The 16,019-nt window shown below is 34.4% G+C and carries 14 protein-coding genes; 5 read left to right on the plus strand and 9 right to left on the minus strand.

Annotated elements, in window-relative coordinates:
• Window positions 1–3: 3 nt before the first annotated feature.
• A complete protein-coding gene (locus tag AC4GZ8_RS19900) occupies window positions 4–858 on the minus strand; it encodes an ABC transporter permease (RefSeq protein ID WP_491083707.1) in 855 nt (284 codons plus the stop codon).
• A gap of 155 nt (window positions 859–1,013) precedes the next feature.
• The gene (locus AC4GZ8_RS19905) at window positions 1,014–2,696 is read right to left on the minus strand and encodes a type 2 periplasmic-binding domain-containing protein (protein ID WP_491083648.1); all 1,683 of its coding nucleotides are present in this window, start codon (window positions 2,694–2,696) and stop codon (window positions 1,014–1,016) included.
• 194 nt (window positions 2,697–2,890) lie between these two features.
• Between AC4GZ8_RS19905 and AC4GZ8_RS19910 the strand changes: the two genes are divergently transcribed.
• Both AC4GZ8_RS19910 and AC4GZ8_RS19915 read left to right on the plus strand, forming a co-directional pair.
• On the plus strand, window positions 2,891–4,447 hold the full coding sequence (locus AC4GZ8_RS19910; protein WP_491083649.1) for a response regulator transcription factor: 1,557 nt from the start codon (window positions 2,891–2,893) through the stop codon (window positions 4,445–4,447).
• Window positions 4,448–4,449: 2 nt separating this feature from the next.
• On the plus strand, window positions 4,450–6,174 hold the full coding sequence (locus tag AC4GZ8_RS19915) for a sensor histidine kinase (RefSeq protein WP_491083650.1): 1,725 nt from the start codon (window positions 4,450–4,452) through the stop codon (window positions 6,172–6,174).
• A gap of 298 nt (window positions 6,175–6,472) precedes the next feature.
• Here AC4GZ8_RS19915 and AC4GZ8_RS19920 read toward each other — a convergent pair whose 3' ends face one another.
• On the minus strand, window positions 6,473–7,909 hold the full coding sequence (locus AC4GZ8_RS19920) for a glycoside hydrolase family 1 protein (RefSeq protein WP_491083651.1): 1,437 nt from the start codon (window positions 7,907–7,909) through the stop codon (window positions 6,473–6,475).
• A 303-nt stretch (window positions 7,910–8,212) separates the two neighbouring features.
• On the opposite strand from AC4GZ8_RS19920, the gene AC4GZ8_RS19925 reads away from it, so the two are divergent.
• From AC4GZ8_RS19925 to AC4GZ8_RS19935, 3 genes are all read left to right on the plus strand, one after another.
• The gene (locus AC4GZ8_RS19925; RefSeq protein ID WP_491083652.1) at window positions 8,213–9,349 is read left to right on the plus strand and encodes a YibE/F family protein; all 1,137 of its coding nucleotides are present in this window, start codon (window positions 8,213–8,215) and stop codon (window positions 9,347–9,349) included.
• Window positions 9,346–10,098, plus strand: a complete 753-nt coding sequence (locus AC4GZ8_RS19930; RefSeq protein ID WP_491083653.1) for a YibE/F family protein — start codon at window positions 9,346–9,348, stop codon at window positions 10,096–10,098. The genes AC4GZ8_RS19925 and AC4GZ8_RS19930 overlap by 4 nt, the downstream gene beginning before the upstream one ends.
• Before the next feature lie 207 nt (window positions 10,099–10,305).
• Entirely contained in the window at window positions 10,306–10,968 is a 663-nt protein-coding gene (locus AC4GZ8_RS19935) for a hypothetical protein (RefSeq protein ID WP_491083654.1), read from the plus strand.
• Window positions 10,969–11,058: 90 nt separating this feature from the next.
• On the opposite strand, the gene AC4GZ8_RS19940 is transcribed toward AC4GZ8_RS19935, so the two are convergent.
• The 6 genes from AC4GZ8_RS19940 to AC4GZ8_RS19965 all read right to left on the minus strand — a co-directional run bounded on the left by AC4GZ8_RS19940 (window position 11,059) and on the right by AC4GZ8_RS19965 (window position 15,942).
• Window positions 11,059–11,991: an NAD(P)/FAD-dependent oxidoreductase gene (locus tag AC4GZ8_RS19940; protein ID WP_491083655.1), complete on the minus strand. Its 933-nt coding sequence runs from the start codon at window positions 11,989–11,991 to the stop codon at window positions 11,059–11,061.
• A 68-nt stretch (window positions 11,992–12,059) separates the two neighbouring features.
• Window positions 12,060–12,500 carry an Rrf2 family transcriptional regulator gene (locus tag AC4GZ8_RS19945; RefSeq protein WP_491083656.1) on the minus strand — a complete coding sequence of 147 codons (441 nt, stop codon included), beginning with the start codon at window positions 12,498–12,500 and terminating at the stop codon, window positions 12,060–12,062.
• Between the two features lie 108 nt (window positions 12,501–12,608).
• Window positions 12,609–13,760 (minus strand): rod shape-determining protein RodA, encoded by a 1,152-nt coding sequence (rodA, locus tag AC4GZ8_RS19950; RefSeq protein ID WP_491083657.1) that lies wholly within the window; start codon window positions 13,758–13,760, stop codon window positions 12,609–12,611.
• 46 nt (window positions 13,761–13,806) lie between these two features.
• Entirely contained in the window at window positions 13,807–14,709 is a 903-nt protein-coding gene (locus tag AC4GZ8_RS19955; RefSeq protein ID WP_491083708.1) for an LCP family protein, read from the minus strand.
• A gap of 80 nt (window positions 14,710–14,789) precedes the next feature.
• Complete coding sequence (locus tag AC4GZ8_RS19960) at window positions 14,790–15,455, minus strand: helix-turn-helix domain-containing protein (RefSeq protein WP_491083658.1); 666 nt, start codon at window positions 15,453–15,455, stop codon at window positions 14,790–14,792.
• Between the two features lie 181 nt (window positions 15,456–15,636).
• Complete coding sequence (locus AC4GZ8_RS19965) at window positions 15,637–15,942, minus strand: hypothetical protein (RefSeq protein WP_491083659.1); 306 nt, start codon at window positions 15,940–15,942, stop codon at window positions 15,637–15,639.
• Window positions 15,943–16,019: the final 77 nt, after the last annotated feature.

Consider the following 16,019-nt stretch of genomic DNA (forward strand, 5'->3'; position numbering starts at 1 on the left):
TCCTTAGAATAACTTTCGATCCGTGTATTTTTTAGCAGCATTGTTTGCTGATAATATTAAAATTAATCCTATTAATGATTTAAATAAGCCTACAGCTGTACCAAAGCTATATTCACGGCCAAGTAACCCAATTCGGTATACATAGGTGTCTAGAATGTCTCCTGTCTCATAAACCATTGGTGAATACAGGTTGTATATTTGATCAAAACCAGCATTCAAAATATTAGGGAGACTTAGAATAGCTAATAGTAGAATTATAGGCAACATACCAGGAAGTGTTATGTGCCAAACCCTTTTCCACCAACTGGCTCCATCAATACTTGCAGCTTCATGAAGCCCAGGGTCTATAGCTGTTATTGCAGCTAAGTAGACAATGGAATTAAATCCAAATTCCTTCCAAACATCTGTCCCAATGATTAATGGTTGAAATAGCTTATTACTTCCAAGAAAGTTGAGCTTTTCAAATCCCAAATAAGTTAAAATTTGATTCACAGTTCCATCGAGATTAAACATATTCACCACAACAGATGCCAATACAACCCATGATAAAAAATGGGGTAAATAGACAACGGTTTGAATTGATTTTTTTAACAGTTTAAGCCTAACTTCGTTTAATAAAATAGAGAATATAATCGCCATTAAAGTTCCTAACACTATTTTTCCAAGTGCAATAACAATGGTATTTGAAAATATTTGACCGATATCAGGTAATGAGAACATATAAACAAAATGCTCAAATCCAACAAATTCAGAACCTAACATTCCTTTTGCTGGAATATAATCTTGAAAAGCCATGATAATCCCAAACATTGGGATATAGCAGAAAATGAATAGAAAGATCATCCCAGGCAGCAGCATAAGGTGATACGAAGCTTCAATTTTAGTCAACTTTCTTCCTTTTTTCTTTTGCTTGATGAGTTCTACACTTGTATTTGCATGCTCTATCGGTTTCATAATGATTTTTCCCTCCTTATAGAATAAGGACTGCGGAGGCAGCCCTTATTTAGTATTCATTACTCCTCTTCAGCAAGTATTGCTTCAATTTCAGCGATGATTTCATCTCCTCCTTGACTTTTCCAATTTGATACAAATGTATCAAAATAATCAAGTGGCTTAGCACCTGTTACAATTTTAATGAAGTCTTCTTCTTCTAATTTAAGAAGGTTCGCTCCTTTTTTCTCTAATGTCTCCGTATTTCCGAAGTACACTGGCGTTACCCAATTGAATTTATCCTCTTTCGTCAGTTTATCGATCAATCCCATACCTTTTACTCTAGAGTGATATTTTGACCAATCTGCCGTATCAGCACCAGCAGGATTTTCGTTATATTTCATAATACTGGTTGCTGCATCTCTTGCTTCAGATGAAGCGATTTCTTCCATCTCAATTTCACCGTTTACTGCACCCATTATATTTGAATAGTCAAATAATAAATTATCAGATTTTAACACTTCGATATTAAATGGTCTCGTTGAACCATCAACACCAAGCTCTTTGTATTCTGCAACCTCTGGATAATCAGTTGCTAAGTCTTTCGAATTTGCCAGCTCGTCATAGAAGAGATTCAAAATCTCAATGGCCAATTCCGGATGTTCATAGTCTTTTCTGACAACAATAAATGCACCAGTTGGGTTCGTATGAGCGACGTTTACTTTTCCATTTGGATCCTCTAATGCATAAGCTTCGAAAACTGCATTCTTATCCATTTCTCTTACTGTTGATAATCCCCAATCCGGAATATGCCATGGACCAGTAACAATACCTGTTTGTCCGTTTGTTACAAGAGCCATGATGTCATCCCATGTTCTAGTTCCAAACTGCGGATCAAGGATCCCTTCCTTATACCAATCAGACAAAACACCTAGTGCTTGCTTTGTTCCCTCTGTTATGGAGCCATTTGTGATATTTCCGTTTTCATCTTCCAGCCAAAATCGAGGATAAGCATTAAAAATTCCAGCAATTGATGTCATATTAAGGGCAGAGCCTCCATAGCTTCCGGAATTTAACCAGTAAGCCAAAGGGATTCCGATAGGATTGCCTGTTTCTCCAGGATCATTTTCAATGAAAGCCTTCGCCGTTTTTTCTAGTTCATCTAAGGTAATGAGACGGTCGCCATCACGATCAATTTCTAGTCCTAACTTTTCCGTCCAGTCTTTTCTTATCCAAATCATATTAGGAGCTTCATCCCCAATTGTCGCTGGAATCGCCATTAGTCGCCCGTCAAATGATGCATCTTCCAAGCTTCGTCCATCATAAGAATCATATATTCCCTTAATGTAATCGCTTGCATTTTTATCATAAACATCTGTCAAATCTGCTATTAAATCATTCTCAACTAACTCTTTTAATTCTTCTCTTGAATCAACTCGCATCATATCCGGTAGTTCTCCAGAAGAAATAGCAAGTGCAACCTGTCTAGTATAATCTTCTCCTTCACCTTCAAAAGCATTTTCTATTTTCGCCCCTAATTTCTCTTCTACAAGACGGGTATAGGCATTATCTTCATAAGTATCACCTTCAGGTAATTTTGGATTTGCTGACGTTACACGTCCCATTTTAATGACTTTTTCTCCATTCTCCGATACAGAATCCGCAGCATTTGACGGCTCTTTTTCTACACATGCCACTAAAGAAAATGTCATAATAGATGCCATAGATAGCATGGTAATCCGCTTAAATAATGAGTTGCGCTTCATTCTTCTCCCCCTCGTATATCCCTTTTTGTTTATGCCATGTCATTGGCATACTTTTAGTGTAATTGTTTTAGCTTTCTTCAAAAATATTAAATAAACCGTTTTCATGTACATTTTTCCGGAAAATTTATCTCTAATTGTTTTTAAAAAAACCTCAATGATATAATGAACAAAGATTATATCTTGGAGGTAAAAATATGTATCGAATCTTAATTGCAGATGACGAAAAAGACGAACGAAACGTCATTCGTTTTCTACTAAATAAATACCGTTTTCAACTTGATATAATTGAAGCAAGTAATGGAAAAGAGGCTCTTATTCAGTTAGAAAAACAGCCTATAAATATTTTATTCACAGATATTAAAATGCCCTTTATAGATGGGATTGAGTTAGCCACAAAAGCTAGAGAACTTTATCCTGCTATTCAAACAATCTTTTTTAGTGGACATGATGATTTTGACTTTATAAAAAAGGCTCTTTCATTACGAGCTGTTGACTATATTTTGAAACCAATAAAACCTGATGAATTTCAACAAACACTTTGTTCAGTCATACAAAATATCAAGATTCAAGAGAAAGAACTAGCACAAATTGAAGCAAATACTGAGCTTCTTAAAACCCATGTTCTCAATCGTCTTATAAATAAGACTCCTTTGGAAAAGCTTAAAAATGAATACCCTTCCATAAATTTCGCCTATTTAAATGAATATTCTCACATGATTTTAATGCAATTTGATGAGCCATTTTTCGATCGTCTTCCTAACAATAAAGACACTCTTTTCTTTTATCAACAAATCGAGAAAGCCATTCTAAACTTCTCTTGCGACTTTATTGATCTTAATCCCTTTCAAATTCTATTATTAGTAAAGAAAAATAGGGAGAACTCACTAAACACAAAGCAGCTCCCAACAAGAATTCAAAAACAAATTCACGGAGGGTATGGTATAAACTGTTTTATCTCAATCAGTACTGAACTCTCATCACCTAATGACATGCCTAGATTATTTGAGCAGATGGAAAAGGATATTGAGGACCGTTTTTTTTACTCTAAAACATATGTTTATCCAAAAGATAAAACATCATCAGAAAGCATGGAATATCCTGAAACAGATGATGACCTCCTACAGGCCATACAAAATGCCATTAAATTTGCAGATATCGTTAGTTTTAGTGAAAATATGAATCTATTGTTCGAAAAGTACCGTTCAAATCTAGAAATATCTCATATATATGTGCGGTTTTTATTTTCAAAACTATTACAAATGCTTTGTTATGATCTACCCTTATATGATAAAAGAACAATTAATAAAACAATGGAGGCTATATATTCCTGTCAGCATTTTTTTGATATAGAAGAAATATTGATTTCAGTTCAAAATGAAATCATAAAAAGATTAGAGGAAGAAAGAAAATCCTCAAAACATGTTATCCAAATAGTAAAACAATATATACACGAACATTATCAAGAAGACTTATGCTTGAAGTTATTATCTGAACAAGTGTACTTATCACCCGGATATTTAAGTGAAATATTCATCCAAGAAACGGGTTGCGGAATCAATAAATATATTAAAAATCTAAGGATGGAAATAGCAAAAGATCTCCTCCATAGTACAAATATGAAAGTGAATGATATATGTCATAATGTAGGCTATCAAAATCTTTCATACTTCGTTCGTAGTTTTCGTGAACATTTCGGGGCAAGTCCGGAAAAATACCGTCAAATGGATAGAAATATGAAAGAGAACTCTTAGATATGCTAAATTTAAATGTTTGGTTTAAGAACTTAAAATTCAGAAATAAAATTTTATTTATCTGTTTACTATCGAGTCTACTTCCAGTCATTACTTTAGGGAGTTTTTGGTATAATCAGATACAACATCTATTCATAACACGCGAAAATGAAGTGTTAGATGAATCTCTTAATCAGGCAATCTCAAGTCTTGATTATAAAGTAAACACTTATTTCGATGCAATGAATCATATTGTTTGGAATGAAGATGTAAAAAGAGGGGTTACCTCTCATTATGACAATAACTATGAAATGTTTTTATTTTATCACTATACACTAGATCCACTATTAAACACTTCGAAATTTTTACAAACAGACATCAATAGAATTACGATATATAGTAATAATAAAATGCATTCACATGGTGAGAGCCTTCGTCCTTTATCAGATATTGAACAATACAGTTGGTTTGAAAGCATTTCGAAAGCGACCACACCAAAATTAATTGTATCGGCTAAAGATGAGACATTCGAGGTTGCGAGTCAATTATTTGATCGTCATCATAATACGACTAATATTGTTTACATGGATATCGATTATGAAAATGTGTTTGAATCAATGTCCACCTTATATGAAAACAACTATGGACTCATCATTCTTGATGAAAATGGTACCCCTGTGTTTCAAATGAACAAATTTTCAGAAGATAATATGTCCTTTGCGCTAACAGAAAACGAATTGCTAAAACGATTAAGCGAAAATTCATTAAAAGAACAGTACATATATAAGAAAGCTGAACTTTCACCCTATAACTGGACAGCATATCTATATCGTCCGATAGGTACAGTCTCTGCCTCTTCTTATGAACTTGAACTCACATTTTTTATCGTCGTTCTTTCTTCTATCCTAATCTTGTTTTTATCAATCTATTTTCTTTCAAAAGTGGTGGTCAGGCCGTTAATCATGCTATCAAAAAATATGGAACAGATTGAAAAAGGGGAATTAGTCGTAACTGTAACCAATACAGCCTCTGACGAAATCGGTCACCTAATTCAAAAATTTGGAAATATGGTTCATAAACTACAATCAATGATTAATGAAGTTTACAAGAGTAAAATCGCTCGACAAGAATATGAGATGAAAGCATTACAAGCCCAAATTAATCCTCACTTTTTCTATAATAGCCTTTCTCTAATAAACAGCAAGGCAATTATGGCCGATCAAGAGGATATTAGTCAAATGGCTCAATATCTTTCAACATTTTACCGAACAACATTGAATCAAGGAAGAAGTACCATCTCTGTCAAAGATGAACTTGAAAATACGACTTCCTACATTCAAATTCAACGAATGATGCATTCCGATTCATTTGAGGTTCATTGTGAAGTAGAGAAGGACATCCTTGATTACAAAATGATTAATCTTCTTTTACAGCCATTAGTAGAAAATGCCATCAATCATGGAATTGACCACAAAGAAACACCTGGTAAAGGGGTTTTAACAATATCAGGCAAACAAAATAAGGATAACTTAATTTTCACAGTATCTGATAATGGTTGTGGGATAGACCCAGAAAAGCTAGAAACAATGTTAACCAACAAGACAAAGGGATACGGGGTACGGAATGTCCACCACCGCGTACAACTTTCTTACGGGCAGGAGTTTGGGTTAGCTTATCAAAGCAAAATAAATGTAGGAACAACAGTAACTCTCACCATTCCTAAAAGACAAATAAAAATTAGTGATTAGGTTGCTTGCCGTATTATTAAAAGAGGCTCTATTCTAAATGATTGTTGTTTTTAAATCTGTTCTTTGAAAAAAAACTTAGTAGGTTGATTGGAGCGGAAGGTGCGAGACTCCTGTAGGAGCTGTGGGACAGGTGAGACCCCGCAGGCGCTTTGCGCTGAGGAGGCTCAAAAGCCCCCCATGGAAAGCGAAAGCATCCTGAAGCTCAAATCAACCACCTTATTATTTATTACAAAGCAACAAAGTTTTGGAAAACAGCCTTAAAAAAGAGCCTCTCACTTTAGTTTGTGAGAGGCTTATTTTATAACTTTTCCCCATTACTTTCTATCACGTCTTTATACCAGTAGAAAGACTTCTTCTTTTTCCGCTCTAATGTGCCGCTGCCATCATCATGTTTGTCCACATAAATATATCCATAGCGTTTGGAGAATTCGCCTGTTGACATGCTGACCATATCAATACAGCCCCAGCTTGTATAGCCCATTAAATCCACACCGTCTTCGATTGCTTCACCCATTGCTTTGATGTGCTCACGAAGATAATCAATTCGATAGTCATCATTGATAGAGCCGTCCTCGTCGACTTTATCATAAGCTCCTAATCCATTTTCTACGACAAATAGCGGTTTCTGATAGCGATCATATAATTTGTTTAAACTGATACGCAATCCTTCTGGGTCAATTTCCCATCCCCAGTCACTTGCTTCTAAAAATGGATTTCTGATTCCTCCGATAATATTCCCTTCGGATGATTCTTCATCAGTTTTCACTTTCTTCTCCGTACGGGACATATAATAACTAAATCCAATATAATCAACTATGCCTTCTTTTAATAGTTCTAAGTCACCATCTTGAATATCCAATTCGATATTATGCTCTTTAAAATACCTCTTAATAAAAGCAGGGTACTCTCCACGGACTTGAACATCTCCACAGAAATAATTAAAAAGCTGTTCCTCTTGGAGAGAATACATAACATTTTGCGGATTGCTGTCAAAAGCATAGACTGGTGCAAAAAGGATCATACAGCCAATTTGAGAATCAGGGATGATCTCATGGCATGCTTTAACCGCGATTGCACTTGCAAGGAATTGATGATGATATGCTTGGAAAGTAGGCTGGTATTTGTCCTCTTCCTTTTGAATGGAAAATCCAAGACCATTAATTGGCATGACCAAACCACTATTGATTTCATTAAATGTCATCCAAATCTTGACCTTGTTTTTATAATGATTAAAAATTGTTTTCACATATCGTTCAAAGAAGGTAACTACCTGACGATTTCTCCAACCGCCGTATTCTTTAACTAAATGCAGAGGCATTTCATAATGAGAAATTGTGACAACTGGTTCAATTCCATACTTATGCAATTCATCAAAAACACGGTCGTAGAAGTCCAGTCCTTCTTGATTTGGCTCTGTCTCATCACCATTTGGAAAAATTCGCGTCCAGGCAATCGACATGCGGAATGCTTTGAATCCCATTTCTGCAAACAAAGCAATATCCTCTTTATATCGATGATAAAAGTCAATTGCTTCATGATTTGGATAATAATATTGATCAGGATGGATTTCAAAATCAAAACCAGGTTTTACTAAGAATTCATATCGAGCTTTACCTCCCGGAAGAACATCAGCGATATTTAACCCTTTATTTCCTTCATTATATCCGCCTTCAATTTGGTTAGCTGCTGTAGCTCCTCCCCATAAAAAACCTTCAGGAAAAGGATAACGTGTCATTTTGTTTACCTCCAGATTCTATTCCATTTTAATATTGACTTTATTAGTCAATTTATTAGTAAAGACTTATTGCAATACAAAAAGCATACTTACATTTAGAAAGATAGTAAACGGTTGAAGGGTTGATAGGTTTTTGTCACGCCAAAAGATACTTGTTTCATCTGTGTAACACTGTGTTTTTATGAAAACAGTAAGGATGACCATGACTCATAATAGAACGGAAAATTGCTTCAATAAAAGATGTATAATAATATAGAATGTACTATTCACAACGCAATTTTTATCATAGTTGGAGGATTTCGTTTGAATTTTATTATAGAAAAATATAAAACAATCACTCGTAAACAATTCTTTTTATCCCTAATACTAGTCATTTCTTTTATCGTATCGGTTATCTTTGTTCATCACAATTATTCATTTTACGATCGTCCAATTGCTGAAGTAATAAAAACTGAACTAAAAAATACAACTGACGTTATGGACATTTATGATAATAAAGATCAGCTTTTCACCCAGCATATTATCGCTAAAATAAAAAACGGTGATAACAAAGGACAGCTTGTCCATTTAACAAACGAATATTCAACTTCCAAAGCTTATGATCAGGAATTTCAAGTGGGACAGAACGTATTTGTTTCTATAGATCAGAGCAATGAACATACATATTTAACCGGCACAATTAAAGATGTCAAACGTGATACTTATGTTGTTTTAGTCGCATGGATTTTTGCTTTTATTCTTTTAATTGTAGGGCGAAAACAAGGTTTCTTTTCAATGATCAGTCTAATAATAAATGCTGTACTGTTATCTTATGCATTAGATATTTATCTCAATAATCCAGAATGGAACCTTATCATCATATGTAGTATAGCCGTCCTATTATTTACCGTTATCTCTTTGTTACTCGTAAATGGTTTAAATGAAAAGACCTATGCAGCCATCATCGCGACGATACTTGGAACTTTTCTATCATTGTTAATTTCCTATCTTGTTATTTGGCTAACCTCAGAAGAAGGACTCCGCTATGAAGAGCTTCAATTCATAACCCGTCCTTACCAGATGGTGTTTATGGCAGGTTTATTCATAGGTTCCTTAGGAGCAATCATGGATGTGGCTATTACCATGTCTTCTTCTATTTTTGAATTGTATGAGAAAAATAACAACATTCCCCTAAAAGCACTAAAAAAGTCAGGAATGGAAATAGGTAAAGATATTATGGGGACGATGACAAATATTTTGTTTTTTGCATATATAAGCGGCTCGATTCCAATGCTGATCCTATATTTAAAGAATCATTCACCATTAGGGTACACTCTTTCAATGAATCTTTCCTTAGAATTAGCCAGGGCACTTGCAGGCGGGATTGGAATTGTGATAACCATTCCAATCGGTCTATATACAGCGATATTTTTCGTTAATAGAAAGAGGGGTAGAATATGAATGCATTAGTAATACTTGCAGCCATTTTATTTCTATTAATGACGCTTGTCGGAGGAAAAAAGGGAATACGATCTTTTTTAGCATTGTTCTTCAATTTTGCTGTCATTTTTATGATCATTTTCTTTATGAATGATCCAAACATCAATCCAGTTATTCTAACAATCATTGCAAGTACTGTTATTAGCTGTATTAATCTTTTTTATATCAATAAAGTGAACAATACAACAATACCTGCGTTTATTTCGAGTATTATTTCTATCGTCATCTTACTCTTATTGATTATCATCTTGACTGAGAAAGCGATGATTCAAGGGTTTGGTGAAGAAGAAATTGAGGAACTTAGTATTTTTTCTCTTTATATCGGAATCGATTTTACAAAAATCGCTGCCTCTGTCATTATCATGAGTACGATCGGGGCCATTACGGATACTGCAATCGCTGTTTCATCTCCAATGAGAGAAATACATTTTCATCATCCTGCCATTAGTCGAAAAGATTTATTCACATCAGGATTAAGTATCGGAAAAGATATTTTAGGAACAAGTACGAATACATTATTTTTTGCCTTCTTTGGCGGGTATTTAGCCTTACTTATCTGGTTCAAAGATTTATCCTATTCAGCGGGGGAAATTGTGAATTCAAAAATATTTAGTGCTGAGATGATCACTTTACTTTGTGCCGGAATTGGGGTAACAATGGTCATTCCGATCACCTCATGGATTACAGCATTGTATTTACTAAAAAAATAAGAAAAGACTATCTTTCAAGAAAAGTAATCCCCTATTAATATGATGGCGCACCTCATTTTTTGAAGTGCGTCCGTTTTTTGTATGACAAATGGCCTGTTTCTTCATTTAATCTATCATCTTTTGAAGGACAAAAAATCCCGTTGTTCACCTTATATATATAGTAAGGAATTTTCTCTGACGGAGAAAAGATGAAAAAGGGTGACGATATTGAAGATGAACGAAGCAATAGAGATGCTCAAAAAAGCAGGAGTCTCTGAAAATATAAGAACACTCACAATTAGAAAATGGATAAAAGAAGGAAAGATCACGTCAGACGAAGAAAATATATACACTGTCGATGATCAAACAACCGAGTTATTACAAAACACATTGCGAAATGAAAAAAATGAGATCATTAGGCAATTTCAATCGAAATTAAAAGTACAGGAAGAATATATTGAAGGAATCAAAGCCCTTCATGAAAATTCAACAAGTGTATTTTTAAAGCAAAGAGAAAATCTTCATCAAGAAATTTCACATCTAAAAAAGGAAAAAGATGATCTCCAAAAGGAAGTAAATTCTTTATTAACAGAAAATATACGTTTAAGAAATGAACTAATTGAATACAAGGAAAAGTCCCTGAATACCAATTCCAGTAAGGGCCAGGAACAAAAAAAAGACACAACATCCCCCTTACATCAGATCCGTTTCCCATTACAAGAATATCGGGATAAATTAGGACTATCTAAACTGGCTGGTAAGAAAGAAGTTGTGGCCGCCTATAAGGATTTATTAAAGTTATCCCACCCAGATCATGGCGGCCATCTTAAATCCTTTCAATACATAAAAAGTGATTTTGATCAATTCAAGAAGGATTTCAAAGGAAGGTAACGATTCAAAAGGTTGAATCTCAAAGCTTTAGATGTCTAATCCTTTCAAAAAGATAAGCGTTAGCCCTTCTAAGACTAACGCTTATCTTTATTAAACCAAATTTTTTGACAGAGATACTCCTTCATTAAATTCCTCCATCGTCAAATCATGGTTAATGCCTGCTGCCGCACGGACCCCTTGTCCTGCAGCGATGATTAACTGTGCAGGACCGGAAAAAGTCATATCCCCTGATGCATATACCCCTTCAATGTTCGTCCTTCCTAAACCATCCACAATTATTCCATTATTTTTATTCATCTCACACCCAAGAGTGTGTGCAAAATTATTTGGTTGTTCAAGTTCTGTTGTAACAAACCCGCCTACCCGGTCCATGTCTGTACCATCTTCAAAAAATACCTTTTCTAACTTCCCATTAGCTCCGCTTAATTTTTCAATTCGTTCCTTCTTTATGATAACTCCTTTACTTTTAAGTAATTGTTCATCATCTGCTGAAAGAATAGGTTGACCGTTCGAACAAAGAACTAAATCATTACTCCATTGATAGATGGTTTTTGCCAAATGGGAGGCATTGCTGTTTTCAGCAATTAACACTAAAGGTTGATCTCGTAGTTCCCAACCATCACAATAAGGACAACTAAATAAGCTCTTACCATAATACTCTCTAATTCCTTTTACATTTGGCAAGCTCTCTTTAAGACCTGTTGCCAACATCACTTTTCTACTTAAGAATGTTTTTCCTTCTTGTGTGGTGAGTCTAAATATAGAGCTACTTTCTTTCTTTACTTCAACAATTTTCACCTTTTCTACTTGTACTGATGGATATTTGCTAATATCTTGATGGGCGAAATCTCTGAACTCACTTGGGGAAACCCCATCTCTTGTAATAAAACCATGCGATTCCTGTGTAACCGCATTTCTTGGTTTATTATGATCAAAAAGGATGACCTTTCTTTTTGCTCTCCCTAATACAAGCGCTGCATTCAATCCTGCAGGTCCGCCGCCAATAATCGCACAATCTAGCATCGATTTTCCTCCTTACGTTTTATTGTAGATATTAAAGATATGTTAAGTCTATAATTGAGATAAAAAAATTAATTAGCGACAGAATTTATACTATCAGCCATTTTTTGATCCACCCTTTTGACCAGATCCTCAATTGTTTGAGTTTTTAGATAATCTTCCATTTTCTGTTCAGCATCATTCATTACTTTTTCAATTAAGCAGTTTTGTCTATTATGCAGTTGATGATCTAAGCTGCAATTGAACAATGAGGAAGTCCCCTCAATCGCATGAATGATATCAAGGAATGTGATATCTTTTATATTTTTTATTAATTTATATCCACCCTTTACCCCTGTCACTGATTCAATAAAACCAGACTTAACTAAAGTGGTTAGTACTTTAGAAAGGTATGTTGGCGACACTTTTTGTACCTCTGCTAAAGGCTTTACCCCAATTGTTTTACCAGATGGCAAAAGCGCCAAATAAACAATTGTATGGAGGGCATAATTCGTTGCTTTAGAATATTTCACTTGCCTACCTCCTAATTAAAGACTTAATGTATCTATAATATCTCTAATAATAACGATAAGTCAAGTTATGAAAATGCAATCAAGAATAATTACTTAACTATCTTAAGATCAAAAATCACTAAACATGTATTTCTTAGATCTAATATTTACACTCAAAACAAGCCCAATAGCGATCATATTTGTAATTAAGGCACTTCCACCGTAACTGATAAACGGAAGGGCAAGACCTGTAATTGGCATGATTCCAATTGTCATTCCGATGTTCTGAAAAACTTGAAAGGCAATAAGGCCAACACAACCGCAACAAATATAATATCCAAACAATGTTTGCGCCTTAAAGGCAATATTGATCATTCTATAAATTAATAGAAAATATAAACTAACTAGAGTAGCTGCCCCGATAAACCCAAATTCTTCACCGATAACAGAAAAGATAAAATCCGTATGTGCCTCTGGAACTCGTCCACTTTGTACCTGAATTCCTTGATTAAAACCAGCTCCTTGCATTTGGCCAGATCCAATTCCACTCAATGCTTGTGTTAATTGGTATCCGTAGCTGGAAGCAAAATCATATGGATTTAACCAACCATATATCCTTTCCAGTTGATGCGGCTTAATTATTTTTATAAATATAGAAAAATTGTGTTGGTGTAAGTAAACCAGGTAACCAATCATTCCAACAAAACCTGATAGCAACAATAAAATCATCTTATAAGGAATACCTGAAACAACGACCAATGAAAAAGAAATGGCCGCTATAACAAGGGCAGACCCTAAATCAGGTTGAACGAGTATCAACATAAATGGAAGAATTGTATAAAAACCTATCTTTATTGTAATCGGGATACTTTCTAAAAAAAATAATCGATTTGTTCCTAATTTATTTAATAAAACGGCTAGAAACAGAATAACAAATACCTTCATAAACTCAGAAGGCTGGAGTTCAAAAAAACCAAAACTAATCCATCTTTGCGAGCCATTTTTAAATGTACCAAAAAAATGTACGACTATTAATAAGACAAGTCCTATTACATAAAAAGGGGTTGCAAATCGCTCAAGCAACTCATAGTCAAATACCGCTACAGCTGCCATAATGGTCACCCCAATTATGTACCATATTAATTGCCTTTTTACAAAGTAAAACGGGTCACTTGTTTCATATTGACCAGAACCGCTATATACGGCAACCAAACTAATAATAAACATGCAAAACACTATTAATAATAGTAAACTATCTACAGTTGATTCTCTTTGATTCAAATCTATCTTCCTCTCAAGTTTTCCCTTCCCCCTGCTTCATCATAGACTATTGTTCATCCTTCCCTGCACCTTCATCATTTGATGAGAGAAACTCCTTTAATGCCTGTTGATTTTTATCAAAATCTATACTTAATACCTGACCAACGTTAACCGTTTTATCCTCATATGAATTTTGAACAGGGATTCGAATACTTTCCACCGATCTTGACTTTTCAGTCATTAAGCCTTTCCCAATTGACAGAAGTGTCGGGGTATCGACATTTGTGCCAATGTAAGGATCTGCCATCCCAATGATCTTAGGCATATTCACTAAGGTTTGAAAGCTTACTGCTTGTGCCAAAACCTTCTTTACCACTTCCTGCTGTCTCTCAACTCTTCCAAAATCACTTAATCGGTCATGTCGGAATCTTACATATCCTAGAATTTCTTCTCCATTCAATACTTGGGTACCAGGATGAAGTGTCATCCCTATTCCGTGGGACATCTCGTATGGGATATCAACCTCAATTCCATTTGGCACGATCAAATCTATTATTTTTATAAACCCCTCAAAATCAACAACTGCATAATAGTTGATGTCTATATCAAAATTTTCTTTAATCGTTTTTCTAACTAATTCTGGACCACCAAACGCAAATGCAGCATTGATCTTCTGCTTTCCATGTTCAGGAATATCTACATATGTATCTCTCATAATTGAGGCAATCTTCATCTGCTGAGTATTTTGACTATAATGAGCAATCATTAAAGTGTCTGAACGAGCGTGTTCTTCTCCTCTTGAATCACTGCCGATTAAAAGGATATTAATTTCCCCAAATTTAGGTTCAGAGCCTTGAAATTCACCAAAGACAGTTTCATCCTCTTTATATAACCCATTACTCGCTTCTGATAACCCGCTATTATATTGATAAACACAATATCCTACTACAATTAGGCTTAACAGTAGCATGATTCCTATTAATCTTATAGCAAACCTCTTTTTTCTCTTTACACTACTTCTTTGTTCCAAAATAAACATCTCCAAGCAATTTATATATTCAAATGATCATTTCTAGCAAATAGATAATTTATTGATAGTTTTACGGCCATTGCGTCATCTAAGAAACCTAGAGGAAAAAGATAATCTGGAATGACATCTACAGCCGTTATAAAATAAATAAGTACGCCACCCATGATCATTAATTCACTTGTTGTTCCTTGGCCATAAATAAACTTCTTATACATGTCTTTCAATTGATTGATAAATGGACCAACACTACCAACTTTATTTAACTTCTTCTCAAATTGCTGAAGGATATTATCTTTTCCCTCTTCTGTTTTCGAAAATTGTTGATAAGATGTAAGCTTTTCTTTAATACTCTCGATTGAATATGAGCTTGAATACGACTCTGACGTTTCGAGAATATCTTGAATACTATCAATAGACGAATGCATATCGGTATTTATTTGTTTTTTTTCTTCAGCATTCAACTCAAAGCCGGCAGCAACAAACAGGTCTTGAACGGATACATTGAGAGTTTTTGCAAAAGCTTGTAAATGTTCTGGTTTAGCTCTTCTTTTTCCATTCATTATTCTAGAAATCGTAGCCTTATCAATTTGAGTACGTTCACTAAATTTCCTTATCGATAGGGAGCGTTCTTTTAATAATTGTTTAAGTAATAGTCCAAGATCATGATTATTCAATTGTTCTACCATTCCTTATCACCTTTATCTATTAACCTTGCATTTCTAAAAGAAATATATCGAACCGTTGACATTTTGTCAACACACTAGTTTAGGAGATCTTAAACTATCATTTATCCTGGGTATAAAGTTATGTGGAAAAATTCAGGGATGAAAACGTTGATACTACGAACACCTTTAAAATAGGGAAAACTCATATCGAAGGAAAGGATGATTCTTGTTTCTCCCCTTTTAATAACTCCCTATTTATCCGCTTTTGAACGAAAAGGCGGTATTTGTGTTTCTTCATTTTAGTTACATTACATTTTCCAATAACATAACGAACATCTGTGTTTTTCTCAATAAGTGCTTGATATTTATTATTGGAGAGATAGTCATTAAACCATTCGTATCTTTTTAGATATGTTATATTTTTTTCAATTTCCTCTTCATTTACTTCCTTTGTAAAAGATAAGAAAAGCTGACCGATTGCTCCTAATAATTCAAGGAATGTTCCCATTTACACCGCTCCTTTTACTTTTCTATTTATTCTTACGTTTTATCTTTATAATAGTTTCAGTTTTTAAGAGGTGAATC

The organism is Metabacillus sp. RB-C-LZQ-3-1 (assembly GCF_058315175.1).

Bases quoted from the DNA above. Each gene is read 5' to 3' on its own strand.
- AC4GZ8_RS19905 (WP_491083648.1), bottom strand. From the start codon at position 2,696: ATGAAGCGCAACTCATTATTTAAGCGGATTACCATGCTATCTATGGCA.
- AC4GZ8_RS19920 (WP_491083651.1), bottom strand. From the start codon at position 7,909: ATGACACGTTATCCTTTTCCTGAAGGTTTTTTATGGGGAGGAGCTACA.
- AC4GZ8_RS19940 (WP_491083655.1), bottom strand. From the start codon at position 11,991: ATGCTAGATTGTGCGATTATTGGCGGCGGACCTGCAGGATTGAATGCA.
- AC4GZ8_RS19955 (WP_491083708.1), bottom strand. From the start codon at position 14,709: ATGCTACTGTTAAGCCTAATTGTAGTAGGATATTGTGTTTATCAATAT.
- AC4GZ8_RS19910 (WP_491083649.1), top strand. From the start codon at position 2,891: ATGTATCGAATCTTAATTGCAGATGACGAAAAAGACGAACGAAACGTC.
- AC4GZ8_RS19965 (WP_491083659.1), bottom strand. From the start codon at position 15,942: ATGGGAACATTCCTTGAATTATTAGGAGCAATCGGTCAGCTTTTCTTA.
- AC4GZ8_RS19930 (WP_491083653.1), top strand. From the start codon at position 9,346: ATGAATGCATTAGTAATACTTGCAGCCATTTTATTTCTATTAATGACG.
- AC4GZ8_RS19960 (WP_491083658.1), bottom strand. From the start codon at position 15,455: ATGGTAGAACAATTGAATAATCATGATCTTGGACTATTACTTAAACAA.
- AC4GZ8_RS19900 (WP_491083707.1), bottom strand. From the start codon at position 858: ATGCTGCTGCCTGGGATGATCTTTCTATTCATTTTCTGCTATATCCCA.
- AC4GZ8_RS19915 (WP_491083650.1), top strand. From the start codon at position 4,450: ATGCTAAATTTAAATGTTTGGTTTAAGAACTTAAAATTCAGAAATAAA.